We start from the raw sequence: 17,107 nt of genomic DNA on the forward strand, positions 1-17,107 counted from the left end.
GGTCAGGGAGCGATGTGTTGGGGGGAGCGAGGAATGGTGTGGTGTGTTCCGAGTGCATTCCTCATCGTTCTCCGAGCGCAGCGAGGAGGCCATGAACGAATGCACGATGCCGGGATTGCTCTGCCGTTGCCTGTGGACCCTTCCCTGACGGTCAGGGAGCGATGCGGTTGGGGCGGAGTGAGGTATTTTGCCCCGACCGCCAACCTTGACGTTCTCTGAGCGTAGCGAAGAGTCCATGAGCGAGGGCACGATGCTGGGATTGCTCTGCCATTGCCGGTGGCCCCTTCCCTGTCGGTCAGGGAGCGATGCGGTGGGGGCGGAGTGAGGTATTTTGCCTCGAGCGCTCTCCTCGGCGTTCTCTGAGCGCAGCGAAGAGTCCATGAGCGAAGGCACGCCACGGGGCTGTTACTGAGGCAATGCCGACACTACGTCAATTGACGTAATCCCCGGGGTGCTTTGCCGAATGGTGGCCTTGCCAGTGATTTCAGATAGTAGTGCTTCGACATCTTTCGTGCGCGGGGTGATGACAGCGGTCGCCGTTCATCTCGCCGAGGCAACCGAGGCTATCAGGAGAATCGCAATGGCTGAAACCATCATTAAGGTCGATCTAAGCAAGTCCGCATACGAGAACGAAAATATTCATAACCGTTGGCACCCGGACATTCCGATGGCCCAGATGGTTAAACCCGGCGATGACTTCATTATTGAATGTGTGGACTGGACGGGCGGGCAGATTGCCAATAACGACAGTGCCGATGACGTGCGCGACGTTGACCTGTCTAAGGTGCACTTTCTGTCCGGCCCTGTCGGTGTTGAAGGTGCCGAGCCTGGCGACCTGCTGGTGGTGGATATTCTCGACATTGGCGCTTTCGAGGAAAGCCAGTGGGGTTTCAATGGGTTCTTCTCCAAGCAAAACGGCGGTGGCTTTCTCACCGAGCACTTCCCGGAAGCGCAGAAATCGATCTGGGATTTCAAAGGCATGTTCACCAGCTCCCGTCATGTACCCGGTGTGGAGTTTGCTGGCCTGATTCACCCCGGCCTGATCGGCTGCCTGCCCTCCAAGGAAATGCTGGAGGAGTGGAACACCCGGGAAAAAGCCCTGTTTGATACCGACCCCGAGCGCACACCCGCGCTGGCGACCCTGCCTTACGCCGACACCGCGCACATGGGCAAGATGACTGGCGAGGCAGCCAAAGCCGCTGCCGCAGAGGGTGCCCGGACGGTGCCGCCCCGGGAGCACGGCGGTAACTGCGACATCAAAGATTTGTCCCGGGGCTCCAAGGTGTACTTCCCCGTGTATGTAAAAGATGCGGGCCTGAGTGTGGGCGACCTTCACTTCAGCCAGGGCGACGGTGAGATCACTTTCTGTGGTGCTATTGAGATGGCGGGCTGGATTCACATGCGTGTGAATCTGATCAAGGGCGGGATGGCCAAGTACGGCATCAAGAACCCCATCTTCAAGCCCAGCCCGATCACTCCTAAGTACGACGATTACCTGATCTTTGAGGGTATTTCGGTCGACGAAGAGGGCAAGCAGCACTATCTCGACGTGCACATCGCCTATCGTCAGGCCTGTTTGAATGCCATTGAGTACCTCACCAAGTTTGGTTACACCAAGGCCCAGGCCTACGCCATATTGGGAGTGGCGCCGGTGCAGGGCCATATCAGCGGCGTGGTTGATATTCCCAATGCCTGCGCGACCCTGTGGCTGCCGACGGATATCTTCGCCTTCGATGTGAACCCGACTTCTGATGGTCCGACCATTGAGCTCGACGGCAGCATCGATGTACCGCTGTCACCGGACAAATAAGGAGGGGCCACAATGCCGGTATACGATTACAAATGTGCCGACCACGGTCTGTTCAATGAGCTTGCCTCAATGGACAAGGCCCACCTCCCCTGCGCTTGCCCCCAGTGCGGCAAGCTCAGCGCCCGCGTGGTAATGATTCCGCCGGAGATCCTGGCCATGGCGCCGGAAAAGCGCAAGGCAAAGGCGCGCAATGAGCAGGCGATTCACTCGCCCCGACGCTCGACGGTGGATAGTCGGGCCGAAGCCGCTGACCGCCAGCAGCACGCAATCACACATGGCCACAAACATGGCCATAAGGGGTGTGGCTGCGGCGCTGAAGCGGGTAACCCGGATCGCAGCGCCCTGCGTCAAAAGGCAATTTACTTGCCCGATGGCAGCAAAGTGTTCCCCAGTCAGCGGCCCTGGATGATCAGCCACTAAATCTGCACGGCCTGGGCGATCATTGTGGAGGGATCGTCCCGGCCATCTCGCCAAAGGGAGGCGCTTGGGAGGAGGTATTCCGACGACCTCCTCCCTTTTTTTGTTTGAGTAGAGCGCGAGACGCGAGACGCGAGACGCGAGACGGGAGACGGGAGACGGGAGACGCAAACAGCGGGGCGGGAGAACAAGGTTGAGGCAGTGGTGGGGTGGGTCTGACGTCGGACGTCTGACGCGGCGTCTCCGGAAGATTCCAAGCAGCCGTCATTCCGGACGCGCCTCTTGCGATCCGGAATCCAGTGGGGTTTGACCATGGGAGCAGCTGGGCCCCGGCTCGGAGGCCGGGGCGACGATGAATAGAGATCGGCGTTGACGTAATTAAAGTGCGCTAAAGGCTTGACGTGCGCAGGCGCCAAATCATGCTTTTCCAGCCTCCAGCCTCCAGCCTCCAGCCTCCAGCCTCCAGCCTCCAGCCTCCAGCCTCCAGCCTCCAGCCTCCAGCCTCCAGCCTCCAGCCTCCAGCCTCCAGCCTCCAGCCTCCAGCCTCCAGCCTCCAGCCTCCAGCCTCCAGCCTCCAGCCTCCAGCCTCCAGCCTCCAGCCTCCAGCCTCCAGCCTCCAAAAGCAATGCGATTTGACGTTATTTTCTAACAGTGTCGCTGGTGTCACTCGCATAGGTATAAATACCTATCGCCCTGATTTTAAAAGATAAAAATTCATTGCGCTGAGCGCATTCGGCAGCCGCTATTTGACTTTGGTCAAAAATCGAACGGCTATTTTGGACTCGGAATTACATTTTTTTTTGGACTGGGTGATGATCTTTTCACAGATCAGCGGCGGGGAATTTTTGCGTTCCGCGCCATCATTATGGGGGTAGCCCGATACCATTAGTGAGGTATTGGTTGCCCGGTTCAGAAAATGCGCGTTGTGGAGTTTGGGTTCCCACAACGAAATTCGAGAGGCGGTAGCATCATGTTTGGTAAGCAAACGGCGATGAAATACATCTTAATGGTTTTGGTGGCCTGGCTAGTGGTGGGCTACTTTCTGGCACCGATCAAGTCGGATGCCCGGCCAAATTCGCTGGTGTTGGCGGATTGGTCGACCACGGAAGAGCGGTAATCATTTTGATGACACATTGTGCGCCCCACGTTTTTGCTTTGTTTCAAGCCGCCCCTGCTGGTGGTGCGCTGCTTGCGACGGCCATGCAGGCGCAAGTTTTGTTGGGAATTGGTTTTTGCGGCCAGAAGTGGTCACTGCAAAGCAGGAAGAGCTGGGGCTTGGTTGCGTTGGGAGGAATTAATATCGAAAGGCAAGGCCGCTGTGCGGGGCGGCGACTGGCGCCGCCGCGATGCGCCTGAGCGTGGTGGTACTGTCGTCCTGGATCATGCTGGCCTGGCTGCAGTGGCCAAATGCGGCGCTGAATCATTTGCTGGCACTGTTTACCGGAACCCTTAGCGAATAAGGCGGTACGCCGACGGCAAAGCGTTATATTTTCGCCAACTCGTCTTGCACCCAGTCAAAAACCGCGCCGTAGTTTTCCGGCAGTAGCGGTCGCAACTTCACCAGCGCCGTTTGAACGGCCTTTTTGTTCGGGTGGTTAATGTTGATATGACCCACCTTACGTCCCGGCCGCACGTCCTTGCCATACCAGTAGCACTGGCTGGACGGAATGTTGAGCCAATCAATGTTTCGCGCCACACCGATCAGGTTGATCATGACGCTTTGACCGCGCACTTCAGGTGCCTTAATCGGCAGCCCACTGACTGCGCGCAAATGCATCTCAAACTGGCTGACGCAGGCGCCGGCCTGGGTCCAGTGGCCGCTGTTGTGTACCCGGGGAGCCAGCTCGTTAACGATCAGCTTATCCTTCACCCGGAAGCACTCCATGGCCATTACGCCAATATAGTTGGCAGAATCCATGATTTTCCCGAGCATGGCTTCGGCCTGGCTTTGCAGGTGCTTGACCCGCTCCAGGGGGGCAACGGAGGCCATCAAAATACCGTTGCTGTGCAGGTTCAGCGTCAGGGGGTAGAACACCTTGTTGCCGTCGGCATCCCGGGCGCCCACCAGGGACAACTCTTCCTCAAAGGGGATTTTCTGTTCGGCAATGGCGGCGTCGAGCCAATCGCTGGGAATCTCATCGCCTTGGTCCTGGTAAAGCCAGAACTGGCCTTTGCCGTCGTACCCGCCGGTGCGGCGCTTAAGCAGAATATCCTCGCCAATTTCAGCATGGAGGGCTTCGGCGTGGCTGCTGGCGGTCACCGGTAGCCAGGGCGCGGTGTTAATTTCCAGTTCGTCGAGCATGGTTTTCTGGTAGAGCCGATCGGCAATCCGGCCAAATATGGCGGCATTGATAAAGCCGGGTTGGCTGCTGAGGTGACGGGTAAGGGCGGTGTCAGGCCACTGTTCCCGCTCGACGGTAACAATGTCGGCGGCGCTGATCTCGGGGAGGGTTTCATCTTCCGGTGCCAGCGGGTGCACATCCAGCGCCAGCGGATAAGCCGCCTGTTGCAACATGGCGCCCAATTGGCCGGCGCCGAGAACCCACACCTTGGTCATCCCGCGTTCCTCGGATCGGGATTGTCCAATACATCCTGGGTCTGCTTGGCCCGGAAGGCCTCCAGGCGTTTTGCCAGGTCGCCGTCATGCAGTGCCAGAATCTGGCAGGCCAGCAAACCGGCGTTAAATGCGCCCGCCACGCCAATGGCCAGGGTGCCGACGGCGATTCCTTTCGGCATCTGGACGATAGACAGCAGGCTGTCCAGGCCGTTCAGGGCTTTGCTCTGAACCGGCACACCCAACACGGGCAGGCGGGTTTTGGCGGCGACCATGCCGGGCAAGTGGGCGGCGCCACCAGCCCCGGCAATGATGACTTCAAAGCCCTGGTCGGCAGCCGATGCGGCAAAACTCATCAGCTTGTCCGGGGTGCGGTGGGCGGACACCACTTCTACGTGATGGGCTACACCCAGCTCGGTCATGATCTCGGTGGCGGGGCGCATGGTATCCCAGTCACTTTTGGAGCCCATGATCAGGGCCACTTTTCCAGTCATTGTCGCTGCCTCAGCGGATGAAAAACCGCCAATTATAAAGGAATTATCCGCCTCGGGCCGAGTCCTTATGGCGTCAAATCGCCGGTTTCGAGTGAAATCGGAGTGAATTTTTCACCAACGGGGTGTCTGCCTATACTCGCGCCGCATTTTTGGCGGCCCGAGCGCTCTTGAAATTGCCCTGGTGGGTCCACACATTTTGATCATATTTCACTTCATTGAGGAGCTTAACAAACAGTAACAGGAGGAAACGATGTATCTAGAGGCGTCGCTGCGTTATCGCGATCACAGCCTAAATCTGGGGCCGCAGGCCACAGATCCCTATCCAACCCGGCTGGCTGCCAGCCCAACAAATACGATGCTACCCCGCTTGGAGCCTCCCGCAGAGGAGGCGACCGATGACGGGCCGCTCAATGCCCAGCAAGTGGCGAACTTTGCCCGCGACGGTTTTCTGTACGAGCCGGATTTTTTAAACGATGCCGACGTGGCCAGTCTACAGCGCGAGCTGCGCGGTTTGCTGGAGTCTTCCGAATTTCACCAGGCCGACTACGCGGTGACCGAACCCGACAGTGACGCCATTCGCTCGCTGTTTGCGGTGCACTTTCTGTCTGATGTTTTTGGCCGGCTGGCACAGTCGCCAGCCTTGCTGGCCCGGGTGGAGCAGCTGCTGGGTGGCCAGACCTATGTCCATCAATCGCGGATCAATTACAAACCCGGATTTGCCGGCAAAGGCTTTAACTGGCACTCGGACTTTGAAACCTGGCACGCGGAAGATGGCATGCCCGGCATGCGCGCCGTGAGCGCATCCATCATCCTCACCGAGAATCACACCTTTAACGGGCCGCTAATGCTGATTCCCGGGTCCCATCAGCAGTTCTTGCCCTGCGTGGGGCCGACCCCTGAGGACAATTACAAACAGTCGCTTAAATCCCAGCGCATTGGTACGCCGCCCGAGGCGGTATTAACCGAATTGGTTCGGCGCCGGGGAATTCAGGCGCCGACCGGTCGTGCTGGCGGGCTGATTCTATTTGACTGCAATACCTTGCACGGCTCCAATGCCAATATGTCGCCGGACCCGCGCTCCAATATCTTTTTTGTCTACAATCGCCGGGATAACGCCTGCGTTCAGCCCTTCGCGGCCAGTCGGCCCCGGCCGGAGTTCTTGGCCCATCGGGCTGACGGGAGTTGGTCGGGACATTAATTGCGCGTTGGTGTTAGTGGCATTTATTTCCTGCCACTCTCTGTTTCATCCCGTAGCGCTTCCCCGTCGCAAAATGGACGGGGGAGCGGGCTTGCCGATCATAGGCTGCGCTGGTTGATCCTTGCGTTGAAGGCTTCCTGGCTTTCTTTGCGCTCGGAATAGCGATCGACAAAATAGTCTTTGCTGCCCCGGGTGAGCAGGGTGAATTTCACCAGTTCCTCCATGACGTCGACAATGCGGTCGTAGTATGACGACGGTTTCATGCGATCGTTGTCGTCAAATTCCAACCAGGCCTTGGCCACCGACGACTGATTAGGGATGGTCACCATCCGCATCCAGCGGCCCAGTACCCGCATCTGGTTGACGGCATTAAAACTCTGGGAGCCGCCGCAGACCTGCATCACCGCCAGCGTCTTGCCCTGGGTGGGGCGCACACCGCCCATGTTCAAGGGAATCCAGTCGATCTGTGATTTCATAATGCCGGTCATTGCGCCGTGCCGCTCGGGTGAGCACCACACCATGCCTTCGGCCCAGGCCGCCAGTTCGCGCAGCTCTTTGACCTTGGGGTGGTCCGGGTCGCTGTCGTCGGGCAGCGGCAGTCCAGAGGGATTGAAGGTTTTGGTCTCCGCGCCGAAAAATTGCAGAATGCGGGCGGCTTCCTCGCTGGCCAGCCGGCTGAAGGAGCGTTGGCGCAGTGAGCCGTAGAGCAGCAGAATGCGTGGCGGATGAGAGAGGGGCCGATACAACTTGCCCGTGTCGACAGGGTGGATCAGGTGGGTGTCTATGTTTGGTAGATCAGTGTTGGTTAGGTCGGTCATTGTGATTTCCGGTTGCCGCTTACTTTATTCAAAACAGTTCGAGAAAAATAAATCTGAACATGTCTGTTGTGTGTCGCTGCGATGCTGGTCGCCCAAGTGGTCATTTTCTGGATTCCCGCTTGCGCGGGCATAGCGGATATGTGCGCTGCGCAGTCTGTCCTTCCGAACCTCCCCTTTGAGTGGTGATTCATCACCCTGGTCCGGGTCGACGGCGTACCGCCTTGGTTTTCATCTCGATTGATCATGATGCGAAATGCGGCTTCTCCCGGCCTTTGCTCGGTGAGTTCATCGTCTTTCCCACCCAGGTGTACTGCTGTCCGGAATTATTTTTCTGTCGTCATGCTAGCGAATGCGGGCATCCAGAAAACCCAGCTACGTTAGCAATAACTGGATACCGCGCGTTCGCGGGTACGACGAAATTTCGGCAAGCCCTCTGGCTGGTCGTGCATTCAGACATTGCTAAATCAAGTCTCGCCCCCGGCACCCCGTTCAACGCCCCGGCTCGTCAAACCAATGCCGGGTCCGGTTGGCCAGGGCGACCAGTGACAACATGACTGGCACCTCTACTAACACACCCACTACTGTTGCGAGTGCGGCGCCGGAATTGAGGCCGAACAGCGAAATGGCCACCGCCACCGCCAGCTCAAAAAAGTTAGAGGTGCCAATCATGCAAGCGGGGGCGGCGATATTGTGGGGTAGCTTCAGACTTTTTGCGCCGAGGTAGGCGATGGCAAAAATGCCGTAGCTCTGAATCAGCAGGGGGATGGCAATCAAGACAATGGCCACCGGCTTGCTGATAATCGTCTCTGCCTGAAAGCCAAACAGCAGCACCACTGTGGCCAGCAGGCCTGAAATGGATACGGGTTTTACTGTGGCCAAAAATCGGTTCAGGCGCTGGTGGTCATTGGCGCTGTCCAGCGCCCGGCGAGTTAATACCCCGGCCACCAGTGGTATCACCACATACAGCACAACCGATAACAGCAGGGTATCCCAGGGCACACTGACATCGCTGACACCGAGCAAAAAGGCCGCAATGGGTGCAAAGGCAAAGATCATAATTATGTCGTTTACCGACACTTGTACCAGGGTGTAATTGGGATCACCTTTGGTAAGTTGGCTCCAGACAAACACCATTGCCGTGCAGGGCGCCACACCGAGCAGGATCATGCCGGCAATGTATTCGCTGGCGGTGGCGGGGTCGACCAGGTCGGCAAACAACACCCGAAAGAACAGCCAGCCCAATGCCGCCATAGTAAAGGGCTTGATCAGCCAGTTAATCACCAATGTCAGCAGCAGGCCCTTGGGTTTGGCACCAATGTCTTTGATGGCGGAGAAATCCACCTGCACCATCATCGGGAAAATCATCACCCAGATAAACAGCGCCACGGGCAGGTTCACATGGGCTACTTCCAGTGAGGCAATCAGCTGAAACAGCCCGGGGAAGAGTTGCCCCAGCAACAGGCCAGCCAGAATACACAGCCCGACCCAGACACTAAGATAACGTTCAAAAAGTCCCATCAGTGCGATTCTCCGGTGGTGAATTGGGGCGCGGGAATTTGCTCGGCAATGCTGGCCATCACGGCCTTGATTGAGGCTGCATCCCCGTTGCTAAGGTCGGTGGCCAGCAGCGCCTTAAGGCGCGCCTCAATGCAATCCATGACTGCAAAGAACGCCTCGCGCAAGGTGTTTTCATCCCCTTCCAGCCTCGACGGGTCTGGCAGCCCCCAATGTACTTTCGGGCAGTTGCCCATCCACAGAGGGCAGCTCTCGCCGGCAGCGCTGTCACACACGGTGATGGCCAGATCGGGTTGGTCGTCGGCAAAATCCTGCCAGGATTTGCTGCGCAGCCCCGCGGTGCTGACACCGCGCTCCGCCAGGAACTTGAGGGACAGGGGGTGCACCTCCCCCACAGGTTGGCTGCCGGCGCTGACCCCTTGCAGTTCGGCGCCGCCCACATGATTGCAGATGGCTTCGCTGAGAATACTGCGGCAGCGGTTATGGGTGCAGATAAAGAGAATTTTCATCGGTGGTCCCTATGGGCAACGTTGTGGGCGGCAGGACATGCGGTGGAGCCGATCACTGCAGGCCTTCAGCTGGGTCTGGTTGGCATCGACAGCAGCGCCCAGCACTTGCTGGGTCCACTCCGGCAGGCTCGGGCTCAAGGCGTAATACACCCATTGCTTGTCACGGCGGTCAGAGAGAATCCCGCAACTGCGCAGCTGCGCCAGGTGCCGGGAGATTTTCGGCTGACTTTCCTCAAGGGCCTCCATCAACTCGCAAACGCAAAGCTCGCCCTGCTGAAAAATAAGGAGGGTGGACAGCAGCCGCGTCTCGTCGGAGAGGCATTTAAAAAACTGAGTTGAACTGATCATGGGTTGTGCTGGTGATGAGTGACAGGTGGAGTTTATCGGAAGTTTGTATATATGTATATGCATATGTTTGTTTGACGGGAGACGGGAGACGGGAGACGGGAGACGGGAGAGGAAAGAGGCGGGCTGGGTAGATTGGGGGGGAATGGCCGGGCGCCGGGGCGACGAAGCGCGAAGTGGGTCTGACGTCGGACGTCTGACGCGGCGCCTTCGGAGGGTTCCAAGTATCCGTCATTCCGGACGCGTTTTTGCGATCCGGAATCCAGGAGTTTTGAGCATGGGAGCAACTGGGCCCCGGCTCGGGGGCCGGGGCGACGAAACGCTGAGTGGGACTGACGTCGGACGTCTGACGCGGTGCCTCCGGAGGATTCCGAGCATCTGTCATTCCGGACGCGCTGTTTGCGATCCGGAATCCAGTGGGGTTTGAACACGGGCGTAACTGGGCCCCGGCTCGGAGGCCGGGGCGACGCTGAATAGTGATTGGTATTGAAGTAAAAGAGCGCGATAAATGCTTGACGTGCGCCGGTGCCAAATCATGCTTTTCTAGCGTCTAGCGTCTAGCGTCTAGCGTCTAGCGTCTAGCGTCTAGCGTCTAGCGTCTAGCGTCTAGCGTCTAGCGTCTAGCGTCTAGCGTCTAGCGTCTAGCGTCTAGCGTCTAGCGTCCCTTACCTCGCCATCCAATCCTTCGCCCATTGCTGGGAATCCACCGGGAACACGGCCTGATCCCCAAACAGGGCATTGCGTGCGGCCATGTCTGCCACGGTTTCGGCAGTCAACACGTAGTTCTGAATACACTTGTATAGCAGCACGGTGGCCACTTCCATCAAGACTTGATCATTGCCGGTTTTCACGGCGCGGTTGACGCCGCCCAGATAGCGGCCAACTTCCTGCATGGTGCCGCGCATGCCCTGGTCGGTGCAGTCGGCCAGTTCCTCTAGAAAGTCGTCGCGCAGGGTGGGGTCGGTGGCCGATGCCGTCGCGGTATTGGCTCTGGCTAATAGCTCCGTCTCGATCTGCCCAACGGCGCTGCGATAAATCCAGATTTCCCGCCCGATCAGATACAGGGCGGCAGCGGCAGCGAGGCAGATGGCGGCGATAATGAGGGGGTGCTTGGCGCTGAATCGCATGGACGTTCCAATCTAGAGCGGGAGACGGCTGACTCCCCGGCGCAGCAGAGTATCCCATCTTCGTTGCATTCCTGTCAGCTCAGCGGTGTGCATTCCTTGTCTGTGTCGATGCCCTTGGCCAGAATGGGCCACTGCGGTAGCAATCATGTCGGAGAGAAAGTGAATGAAGTACCGAACATTGGGAACGAGCCAGATCAGTGTCAGCGAGCTGTGTCTGGGTACCATGACCTGGGGCGAACAGAACACCCAGGAGCAGGCCTTCGAGCAGCTGGATTATGCCCTGTCTCGGGGGATTAACTTTATTGATACGGCAGAAATGTATCCTGTTCCTCCTAAGGCCAGCACCCAGGGGCAGACTGAAATCATATTGGGCGAGTGGTTTCGCCAGTGCGGCCGGCGCGCTGATGTGGTGTTGGCGACCAAGGCTGCGGGTCCCGGTCACGCCCATATTCGCGATGGCAAAGGGCTGAACCGAGACGCGGTACTGCGCGCCATTGAGGGGAATCTGGCGCGTCTGCAAACCGATCATATCGACCTGTATCAAATTCACTGGCCCAATCGCAGCGCCAATTTTTTTGGTCAGCTGGGATATACCCACGCAGATGGAGGCGATGCGGAGGCAGAGCTTCACGACATTCTCGGCGCCCTGGCCGAGCTGGTTGCCCAGGGTGTGGTTAACCAAGTGGGCATCAGCAACGAGACGCCCTGGGGCCTGATGACCTATCTGCGACTTGCCGCCCAGTATGATCTGCCCCGGGTCGCCAGCATTCAAAATCCTTACAACCTGTTGAATCGGACCTTTGAAATCGGTCTGGCAGAAATGGCGATTCGCGAAAAAGTGGGCCTGCTTGCCTATTCGCCCATGGCCTTTGGTGTGCTCAGCGGCAAGTACCGGCATGGGCAGCGCCCGGCCGATGGCCGCATTACTCTGTTCGAGCGGTTTCAGCGCTATGCCAAGCCGGAGGCGGTGGCGGCCACCGAGCAATACTGCCAGTTGGCGGAGCGCCACCAGTTAGACCCGGCGCAACTGGCCTTGGCCTTTGTCACCCGTCAGCCCTTTGTGACCAGCAATATTATCGGTGCCACCACCATGGACCAGCTGAAAGCCAACATTGATAGTGCCGACCTGGTGCTAAGCGATGAAGTGTTAGCGGAAATCAATACGATTCATCAAGCCCAGCCAAACCCCGCGCCCTAACAGTACGGTGTCAGATCAGTGTTTCCGTCGCAGATGCGCTGATCTGATCCGCATCGTTAGAATCGGTAGCGCAGGCGCGCGCCGTATTCTTTGGGGTCACCGACAAAGACGGCGTTAATGCCCAGCGAGCTGCTGGCAAAACGGTCGGTAATGTAGAACTCATCGGTCAGGTTTTGGCCGTAAACTTCCAGGGTCACGTGTTCCCCTTCCCAGCCAAATCGCGCACCCAGCAGATCCCGGGCGTCGGCCATCATGAAGGGGGTGTTCTCCCTGTCAGTGAAACTGCCATCGGTGCGGGCCCAGCTGAGATCGGCGAACCAGCCAAGATGATGCTGATATTGCAGGGTGAGATTGGCGGTAAGCTGTGGCGCATTCGGAAATTCGTTGCCACTAAAGTCGACGTCGTCATCCTGGTAGTCAACAAACTTGGTGTCGGTGTAGCCAATGCCGCCAAAGAGGCTGAAGCCTGCGCCCAGCTCCCCGGAAAACTCCAGTTCAACACCTTGCGCCCGCGCTTCGCCCGCGTTGTCGGTTCTGAAGGTGGAGGCATCCACTCTGGTGCCGACTTGCATGTCGTCGTAATCGACTCGAAACAGGCTTGCCTGGGCATACCAGGTTTGCCAGGCCATTTTTACGCCGAGGTCGATGTTGGTGGTGTATTCCGGGCCGTAGGTGGGGGATTCGCCATCGCTGACAAAATCCACTGAACCGGCTCGGTAGCCGCGAACGGCAGTGATAAAGCTGCTTAGCGAGTCGGTGAATTGATAGCTCAGGGCCAGTTTGGGCAGAAATACCGTGTCATCGCTGGGCGCGGTGGCGTCGCTGTCGAGCAGTGGTTTTAGGAGTGGGCTGACGTCGCCGGGCACCGGGCTGCCAGTAACCGGGTCAATAAGTTGCGCCCCGGTGACAATGAACGCGCTCCGGTTGCTGGCGTCGTTTTGCTCGTGGCGAGCGCCTACAGTGAGCGTCAGGCGTTGGGTCAGGTCAATGTCTGCTTCGCCGTACAGGGCTTTAGTGTCGGCACTGCGGGCCGCCAGCAGGTCTGCATCGGCTTTGACTTCGGCGCCACTGAGGCTGTAGGGCACGCCGGTATTGACCGAACTGCCTGTCAGCTCATCTTCACTAAAATAAGCGCCCAGCACGCCACGCCCCCAATCCGGCCTCATATGCAGCCGCATTTCCAATGTGCGATTTTCGATTTTGGTGACATTGACAAATTGACCGCGGTCTTCCTCGGAGATGTCATAGTCGCCCTTACGGGCATTATCGGATTCGCTGCGGCTCGTCAGTATTTCCAGATCGAGCTGGTCGCTGAAGCGAATATTTTGCTTCAACAGCAGCAACTCACTGTTGTCGTTGTAAAAGCCATCCACATTGTCAGTGGATTGGCGGCTTTCAGCGCGCTCGGGTGGCAGGTACTCGTTGCCCTCCCGCAGCTTGGTCTGCTGGTAGGTGAGCATGGCGCTGTACCATTCGACGCCCTCCCAGGCCAGTTTGGCACGCTGCAAATACCGGTCTCTGGCCTGCCATTGGTCATCATTGAGGGTGGTGTTAGTGACTTCGCCATCGGTCTGATTGGTTTCCGCGGCATAGCGGAAGGCAAAGCCGCCGACCAAGGGGCCGCCCACCGCGACGCCAACCTCCCGCCCGTAGTCATTGGCGGCCCCAACTTTTAGGTGGCCGCTGTACTCCTCGTGGGACGGGTCCTTGGACTTCAGTACGATGGCCCCGGCCAGTGAGCCGGGGCCAAACGCGGTGGATTGAGGGCCACGATAAAACGCGACCTGCTCAATATCCCAGGTGTTGCCGACGCCTCGTCCTGGTTGCCGGGCGCCATCGATAAACACGCTCACCGTGGGGCGGCCGGTGCCGCCGGGACCAATACCTTCGTTGGATATGCCTCTCACCGAGAACTTGTCCTCTTTGGCGGCATTGACGTTTGGCGTGCGCAGCAGCAGGTCATAGAGATCCCGAATATTGCGGGCGGCAATTTGTTGCTCGCTAACCACGCTGATGCTGGAGACGGTCTCCAGCGTTTGACGCTGCAGCAAATCGCCGGTAACGACGACTTCTTCGATCTTGTGAGGAGGCTCATTGGCATAGACCACAGTGCTGGCAAGGGGGGGTAGCAGGGTAGCAAGTGCGGTGGCAAAGGGGCGGGGTGGCAAAAACATCACAGGGTTACCGGTGTATGCGCTGGTCTGCAGCGCGGGTTAATTGGTGGTGGGCGCGATAGTGTTCGAATGTTAAGCAGTCGCCAGCTATAATGCAAATGAGATTGAGTCGCAATTATTTTGGCTGGGGGCCAACGGCCGCACCTGTTGGATGCCCGTCTACCGCCTCCCCCAAAAGAACGCTGAAATCCAGGAACACTGATATCCAGGAACGCTGAAATCTAGGAATGCCGTAATCAATGGAACGCCTTTATCCTCTTCTCTGGCGCTGGCACTTTGTTGTGGGTTTGCTGTGCGCGCCGTTTTTGCTGACCCTCAGTATTACTGGCGCACTGTATGCTTTTCAGTCCCAGCTTGAGCCAGTGCTGGAAGCCGAGTGGCAACGCCTCGCGCCTTGTGCTGATTGTCAGGCCAGCGCGGTATCTGCGCAGATTGCTGCGGCCCAGGCCCAATATCCTGGTCTGGAGCTAGAGCACTACGGGCGCTACCGAGACCCTTCCCGCAGTGCCGTCGTGTTTCTGAAAGATGCCGCCAGCGACGAGCATCGCATGGTGTGGGTGAATCCTTATACGCTTGAGGTACTGGGCAGCCGTCTGGAAACCAGCGGGTTTTTTGCCACGGTGTTTCATCTGCATACCCGCTTGCTGGCCGGGGAGCCGGGCCGTTGGTTGATCGAGCTGGCGACCAGCTGGGTCTTTGTCACCCTGTTGATGGGCTTGCTGCTGTGGTGGCCCCGGCGGGCTAAAAAGGCCGGCGGCTGGGTGCCCCGAGTCCGCAGCCAGGGGCGCCGATTTTGGCGGGACCTGCATGCCGTCGGCGGCTTTTACCTCCTTCCGGTGGCGCTGGTGATTGTCTATACCGGATTGCTGTTTTCACCGGTGGCAGGCAAGGCCCTGCTGGCGGAAATGGCGTTGGCGGGGCAGATTCCCGACGCGTTTATGTCGCCCCCTAAGGTGGAGGCCCAGCCCGACCAAACGCCGCTTGGCATCGATGATCTGACGACAGACTTTCTCGAGGACGCTCCGGCGGCGGACTGGTTTATCAGCTTTCCCCATGAGCCTGGCGATCCAACCGTGATTAGCGTTCGAGAAGCGCTGCCCTGGAACACCCGCATTGTTTATTACAACCACTACTCCGGCGAGCGTTTGGCGGAGCTAAAGTGGGACGGCCTGGCGCCGGGGGCAAAGGCCTTGCTGCTGTTCTTCCCCCTGCATACGGGCTTGATACTGGGGTGGCCGACGCAGGTGTTGGCCATGCTTGTCGCCCTTGGGCTCGCCGGTCTGGTGGGCAGTGGTATTGGCATGTGGTGGCTGCGGCGTCGCCCCGGTGAGCTGGGCTTGCCCCGACTGCGCGAAGTGCCGCGACTGGGCTGGTTTTTTTACGCTAGCCTGCTGCTGTTGGCGGTGGCCATGCCGCTGTTTTGCATCAGTTTTTTGGCGGTTGCATTGGGTGTTTGGCTGGCCAGGCGATTCCGTTCATCAACCTGACCGCAGGGTGCTCACCGCGCCAAACGACTGGCAATGGCTAGCTGTGGCTGATGCGACTCAGCACGGCCTTGAGGTAGCGGGTCTCGGGAATGGCGGGGTGCACCGGGTGATCGGCCCCCTGCATGCCCTCGGCCAGAATCTGGGCGTGGCGATCAATGTGTCGGGAGCCGGCGCGAATTACTTCCAGCAGCTCCTCCCGGGGCATATGCATGGAGCACGAGCCTGAAATCAAATACCCGCCGTTGTTCAGCAAACGCATTGCCAGTTCGTAAATGCGCCGGTAGGCGAGGATGCCTTCTTTCTGATCTTTTTTGCGTTTTATAAAGGCGGGTGGGTCAACAATGATCACATCAAAGCGCTCGTCGGCTTCTTTCAATGATTTCATCGCGGTGAAGGCATCCCCTTCAATGCTGCTGACCTTGTCGGCAACGCCGTTGAGGGTGGCGTTTTCGTGGACCATATCCAGGGCCTTGGCGGAGATATCGCTGCACACCACATCGGCGGCGCCGAAGCTGGCCGCCTGCACACCAAAGCTGCCGACATAACTGAACACGTCCAGCACCCGCTTGCCGGGCACTAAGGGCCGCAGCCATTCCCGATTGGGGCGCTGGTCATAAAACCAACCCGTTTTCTGACCGCTGGCCAGCGGGGCGAGAAAGCGCACGCCGTTCTCAATCAGCTCAACGGTCTCGGGCACCTCGCCATAGGCGTTGAGCACCTCCGAGGGCAAGCCCTCCAGCTGGCGAACTCCAGCATCATTGCGCAGCAAAATAGACTTGGGGGACAGCACTTTGATGAGCGCCTCAATCACCCTGTCTTTCATGGCCTCCATGCCCGCCGTGTTGAGCTGCACCGAAAGATGATCGCCAAAGCGGTCTACCACCAGCCCGGGCAGCAGATCGCTTTCACCGTAGATCAATCGATAGCAGGGGTGGGCAAACAACTGTTCGCGCAGCGCCAGTGCATTGCGGATACGAGCAATCAGCTGGGGCCGGTCAAACTCGGCACTGCCCGACGATAACAGGCGAGCGCAGATGAGCGACTGGGGGTTTACATAGGCCACCCCCATGGTTTTGCCCTGGCTGGATTCCACCAGTACCTGCTCGCCCGGGGTAAAGGATTTGAGCGGCGAGGCCTGTTTGTCGACCTCATTGCTGTAGATCCACAGGTGGCCGCTGCGCAAGCGCCGTTCTTCATTTTTGGCCAGCCGGAGAATGGGGAGTGACATAGTGGAGTCCAGAACTATCGCGGGGGGAGTGAGGGCGGCATTATCCGCGATTTGGCCGGGGCAAATCTACTGGGAGCCAGCCCGCGTGGTTGCTCAGTCTCGGCGTGGTTTGCTGGGAATGGCGGCGGCTTGGCAGTCGGCTTTTGGTTTGACACTGTGATTTAGTGGTGTTTAATTAACTTGTATTAAGGCACCTCTGATTGATTCGGCAATGGTTCAGCGGAGCCTTTGGC

Annotated in this window: 15 protein-coding genes; 6 read left to right on the forward strand and 9 right to left on the reverse strand. The window is 58.4% G+C overall.

Annotated features, from left to right (window positions below; genetic code table 11):
- The first annotated feature begins 580 nt into the window (after positions 1–580).
- The 3 genes from fmdA (at position 581) to NCG89_RS16890 (ending at position 3,344) form a co-directional block, all read left to right on the forward strand.
- Positions 581–1,810: a formamidase gene (gene fmdA / locus NCG89_RS11630; protein ID WP_251086706.1), complete on the forward strand. Its 1,230-nt coding sequence runs from the start codon at positions 581–583 to the stop codon at positions 1,808–1,810.
- Positions 1,811–1,822: 12 nt separating this feature from the next.
- Positions 1,823–2,230 (forward strand): FmdB family zinc ribbon protein, encoded by a 408-nt coding sequence (locus NCG89_RS11635; RefSeq protein WP_251086707.1) that lies wholly within the window; start codon positions 1,823–1,825, stop codon positions 2,228–2,230.
- A gap of 988 nt (positions 2,231–3,218) precedes the next feature.
- Complete coding sequence (locus tag NCG89_RS16890) at positions 3,219–3,344, forward strand: hypothetical protein (RefSeq protein ID WP_285236377.1); 126 nt, start codon at positions 3,219–3,221, stop codon at positions 3,342–3,344.
- Positions 3,345–3,710: 366 nt separating this feature from the next.
- Here the strand turns inward: NCG89_RS16890 and purK are convergent, their stop codons facing one another.
- Both purK and purE read right to left on the reverse strand, forming a co-directional pair.
- Positions 3,711–4,784: a 5-(carboxyamino)imidazole ribonucleotide synthase gene (gene purK / locus NCG89_RS11640; protein WP_251086708.1), complete on the reverse strand. Its 1,074-nt coding sequence runs from the start codon at positions 4,782–4,784 to the stop codon at positions 3,711–3,713.
- Positions 4,781–5,275 (reverse strand): 5-(carboxyamino)imidazole ribonucleotide mutase, encoded by a 495-nt coding sequence (gene purE / locus NCG89_RS11645; RefSeq protein WP_251086709.1) that lies wholly within the window; start codon positions 5,273–5,275, stop codon positions 4,781–4,783. The genes purK and purE overlap by 4 nt, the downstream gene beginning before the upstream one ends.
- Positions 5,276–5,525: 250 nt before the next feature.
- Between purE and thpD the strand changes: the two genes are divergently transcribed.
- Positions 5,526–6,473, forward strand: coding sequence for an ectoine hydroxylase (gene thpD / locus NCG89_RS11650; RefSeq protein WP_251086710.1), 948 nt, complete (start codon positions 5,526–5,528; stop codon positions 6,471–6,473).
- A gap of 98 nt (positions 6,474–6,571) precedes the next feature.
- Here the strand turns inward: thpD and arsH are convergent, their stop codons facing one another.
- The 5 genes from arsH to NCG89_RS11675 form a co-directional block, all read right to left on the reverse strand.
- Positions 6,572–7,291, reverse strand: a complete 720-nt coding sequence (arsH, locus tag NCG89_RS11655) for an arsenical resistance protein ArsH (RefSeq protein WP_251086711.1) — start codon at positions 7,289–7,291, stop codon at positions 6,572–6,574.
- Positions 7,292–7,780: 489 nt separating this feature from the next.
- Positions 7,781–8,809, reverse strand: coding sequence for an ACR3 family arsenite efflux transporter (gene arsB, locus NCG89_RS11660; protein WP_251086712.1), 1,029 nt, complete (start codon positions 8,807–8,809; stop codon positions 7,781–7,783).
- Positions 8,809–9,315: an arsenate reductase ArsC gene (locus NCG89_RS11665; protein WP_251086713.1), complete on the reverse strand. Its 507-nt coding sequence runs from the start codon at positions 9,313–9,315 to the stop codon at positions 8,809–8,811. The genes arsB and NCG89_RS11665 overlap by 1 nt, the downstream gene beginning before the upstream one ends.
- A 9-nt stretch (positions 9,316–9,324) precedes the next feature.
- Complete coding sequence (locus tag NCG89_RS11670) at positions 9,325–9,660, reverse strand: metalloregulator ArsR/SmtB family transcription factor (RefSeq protein ID WP_285236401.1); 336 nt, start codon at positions 9,658–9,660, stop codon at positions 9,325–9,327.
- 665 nt (positions 9,661–10,325) lie between these two features.
- Positions 10,326–10,787 carry a hypothetical protein gene (locus tag NCG89_RS11675; RefSeq protein ID WP_251086715.1) on the reverse strand — a complete coding sequence of 154 codons (462 nt, stop codon included), beginning with the start codon at positions 10,785–10,787 and terminating at the stop codon, positions 10,326–10,328.
- Between the two features lie 163 nt (positions 10,788–10,950).
- On the opposite strand from NCG89_RS11675, the gene NCG89_RS11680 reads away from it, so the two are divergent.
- Positions 10,951–11,985, forward strand: a complete 1,035-nt coding sequence (locus NCG89_RS11680; RefSeq protein ID WP_251086716.1) for an NADP(H)-dependent aldo-keto reductase — start codon at positions 10,951–10,953, stop codon at positions 11,983–11,985.
- A gap of 56 nt (positions 11,986–12,041) precedes the next feature.
- Here NCG89_RS11680 and NCG89_RS11685 read toward each other — a convergent pair whose 3' ends face one another.
- Positions 12,042–14,159 (reverse strand): TonB-dependent receptor, encoded by a 2,118-nt coding sequence (locus tag NCG89_RS11685; protein WP_251086717.1) that lies wholly within the window; start codon positions 14,157–14,159, stop codon positions 12,042–12,044.
- Positions 14,160–14,398: 239 nt separating this feature from the next.
- Here NCG89_RS11685 and NCG89_RS11690 point away from each other — a divergent pair, with 239 nt between their 5' ends.
- Positions 14,399–15,646, forward strand: a complete 1,248-nt coding sequence (locus tag NCG89_RS11690) for a PepSY-associated TM helix domain-containing protein (RefSeq protein WP_251086718.1) — start codon at positions 14,399–14,401, stop codon at positions 15,644–15,646.
- A gap of 37 nt (positions 15,647–15,683) precedes the next feature.
- Here NCG89_RS11690 and NCG89_RS11695 read toward each other — a convergent pair whose 3' ends face one another.
- Entirely contained in the window at positions 15,684–16,874 is a 1,191-nt protein-coding gene (locus NCG89_RS11695) for a class I SAM-dependent rRNA methyltransferase (protein WP_251086719.1), read from the reverse strand.
- Between the last annotated feature and the right edge of the window lie 233 nt (positions 16,875–17,107).

The sequence above is a fragment of the Spongiibacter taiwanensis genome, from assembly GCF_023702635.1.
GTDB lineage: Bacteria > Pseudomonadota > Gammaproteobacteria > Pseudomonadales > Spongiibacteraceae > Spongiibacter > Spongiibacter taiwanensis.

What these genes read in the sequence shown, in the direction of transcription:
- fmdA (WP_251086706.1), top strand. Translation starts at nt 581, where the DNA reads ATGGCTGAAACCATCATTAAGGTCGATCTAAGCAAGTCCGCATACGAG.
- NCG89_RS11635 (WP_251086707.1), top strand. Translation starts at nt 1,823, where the DNA reads ATGCCGGTATACGATTACAAATGTGCCGACCACGGTCTGTTCAATGAG.
- NCG89_RS16890 (WP_285236377.1), top strand. Translation starts at nt 3,219, where the DNA reads ATGAAATACATCTTAATGGTTTTGGTGGCCTGGCTAGTGGTGGGCTAC.
- purK (WP_251086708.1), bottom strand. Translation starts at nt 4,784, where the DNA reads ATGACCAAGGTGTGGGTTCTCGGCGCCGGCCAATTGGGCGCCATGTTG.
- purE (WP_251086709.1), bottom strand. Translation starts at nt 5,275, where the DNA reads ATGACTGGAAAAGTGGCCCTGATCATGGGCTCCAAAAGTGACTGGGAT.
- thpD (WP_251086710.1), top strand. Translation starts at nt 5,526, where the DNA reads ATGTATCTAGAGGCGTCGCTGCGTTATCGCGATCACAGCCTAAATCTG.
- arsH (WP_251086711.1), bottom strand. Translation starts at nt 7,291, where the DNA reads ATGACCGACCTAACCAACACTGATCTACCAAACATAGACACCCACCTG.
- arsB (WP_251086712.1), bottom strand. Translation starts at nt 8,809, where the DNA reads ATGGGACTTTTTGAACGTTATCTTAGTGTCTGGGTCGGGCTGTGTATT.
- NCG89_RS11665 (WP_251086713.1), bottom strand. Translation starts at nt 9,315, where the DNA reads ATGAAAATTCTCTTTATCTGCACCCATAACCGCTGCCGCAGTATTCTC.
- NCG89_RS11675 (WP_251086715.1), bottom strand. Translation starts at nt 10,787, where the DNA reads ATGCGATTCAGCGCCAAGCACCCCCTCATTATCGCCGCCATCTGCCTC.
- NCG89_RS11680 (WP_251086716.1), top strand. Translation starts at nt 10,951, where the DNA reads ATGAAGTACCGAACATTGGGAACGAGCCAGATCAGTGTCAGCGAGCTG.
- NCG89_RS11685 (WP_251086717.1), bottom strand. Translation starts at nt 14,159, where the DNA reads ATGTTTTTGCCACCCCGCCCCTTTGCCACCGCACTTGCTACCCTGCTA.
- NCG89_RS11690 (WP_251086718.1), top strand. Translation starts at nt 14,399, where the DNA reads ATGGAACGCCTTTATCCTCTTCTCTGGCGCTGGCACTTTGTTGTGGGT.
- NCG89_RS11695 (WP_251086719.1), bottom strand. Translation starts at nt 16,874, where the DNA reads ATGTCACTCCCCATTCTCCGGCTGGCCAAAAATGAAGAACGGCGCTTG.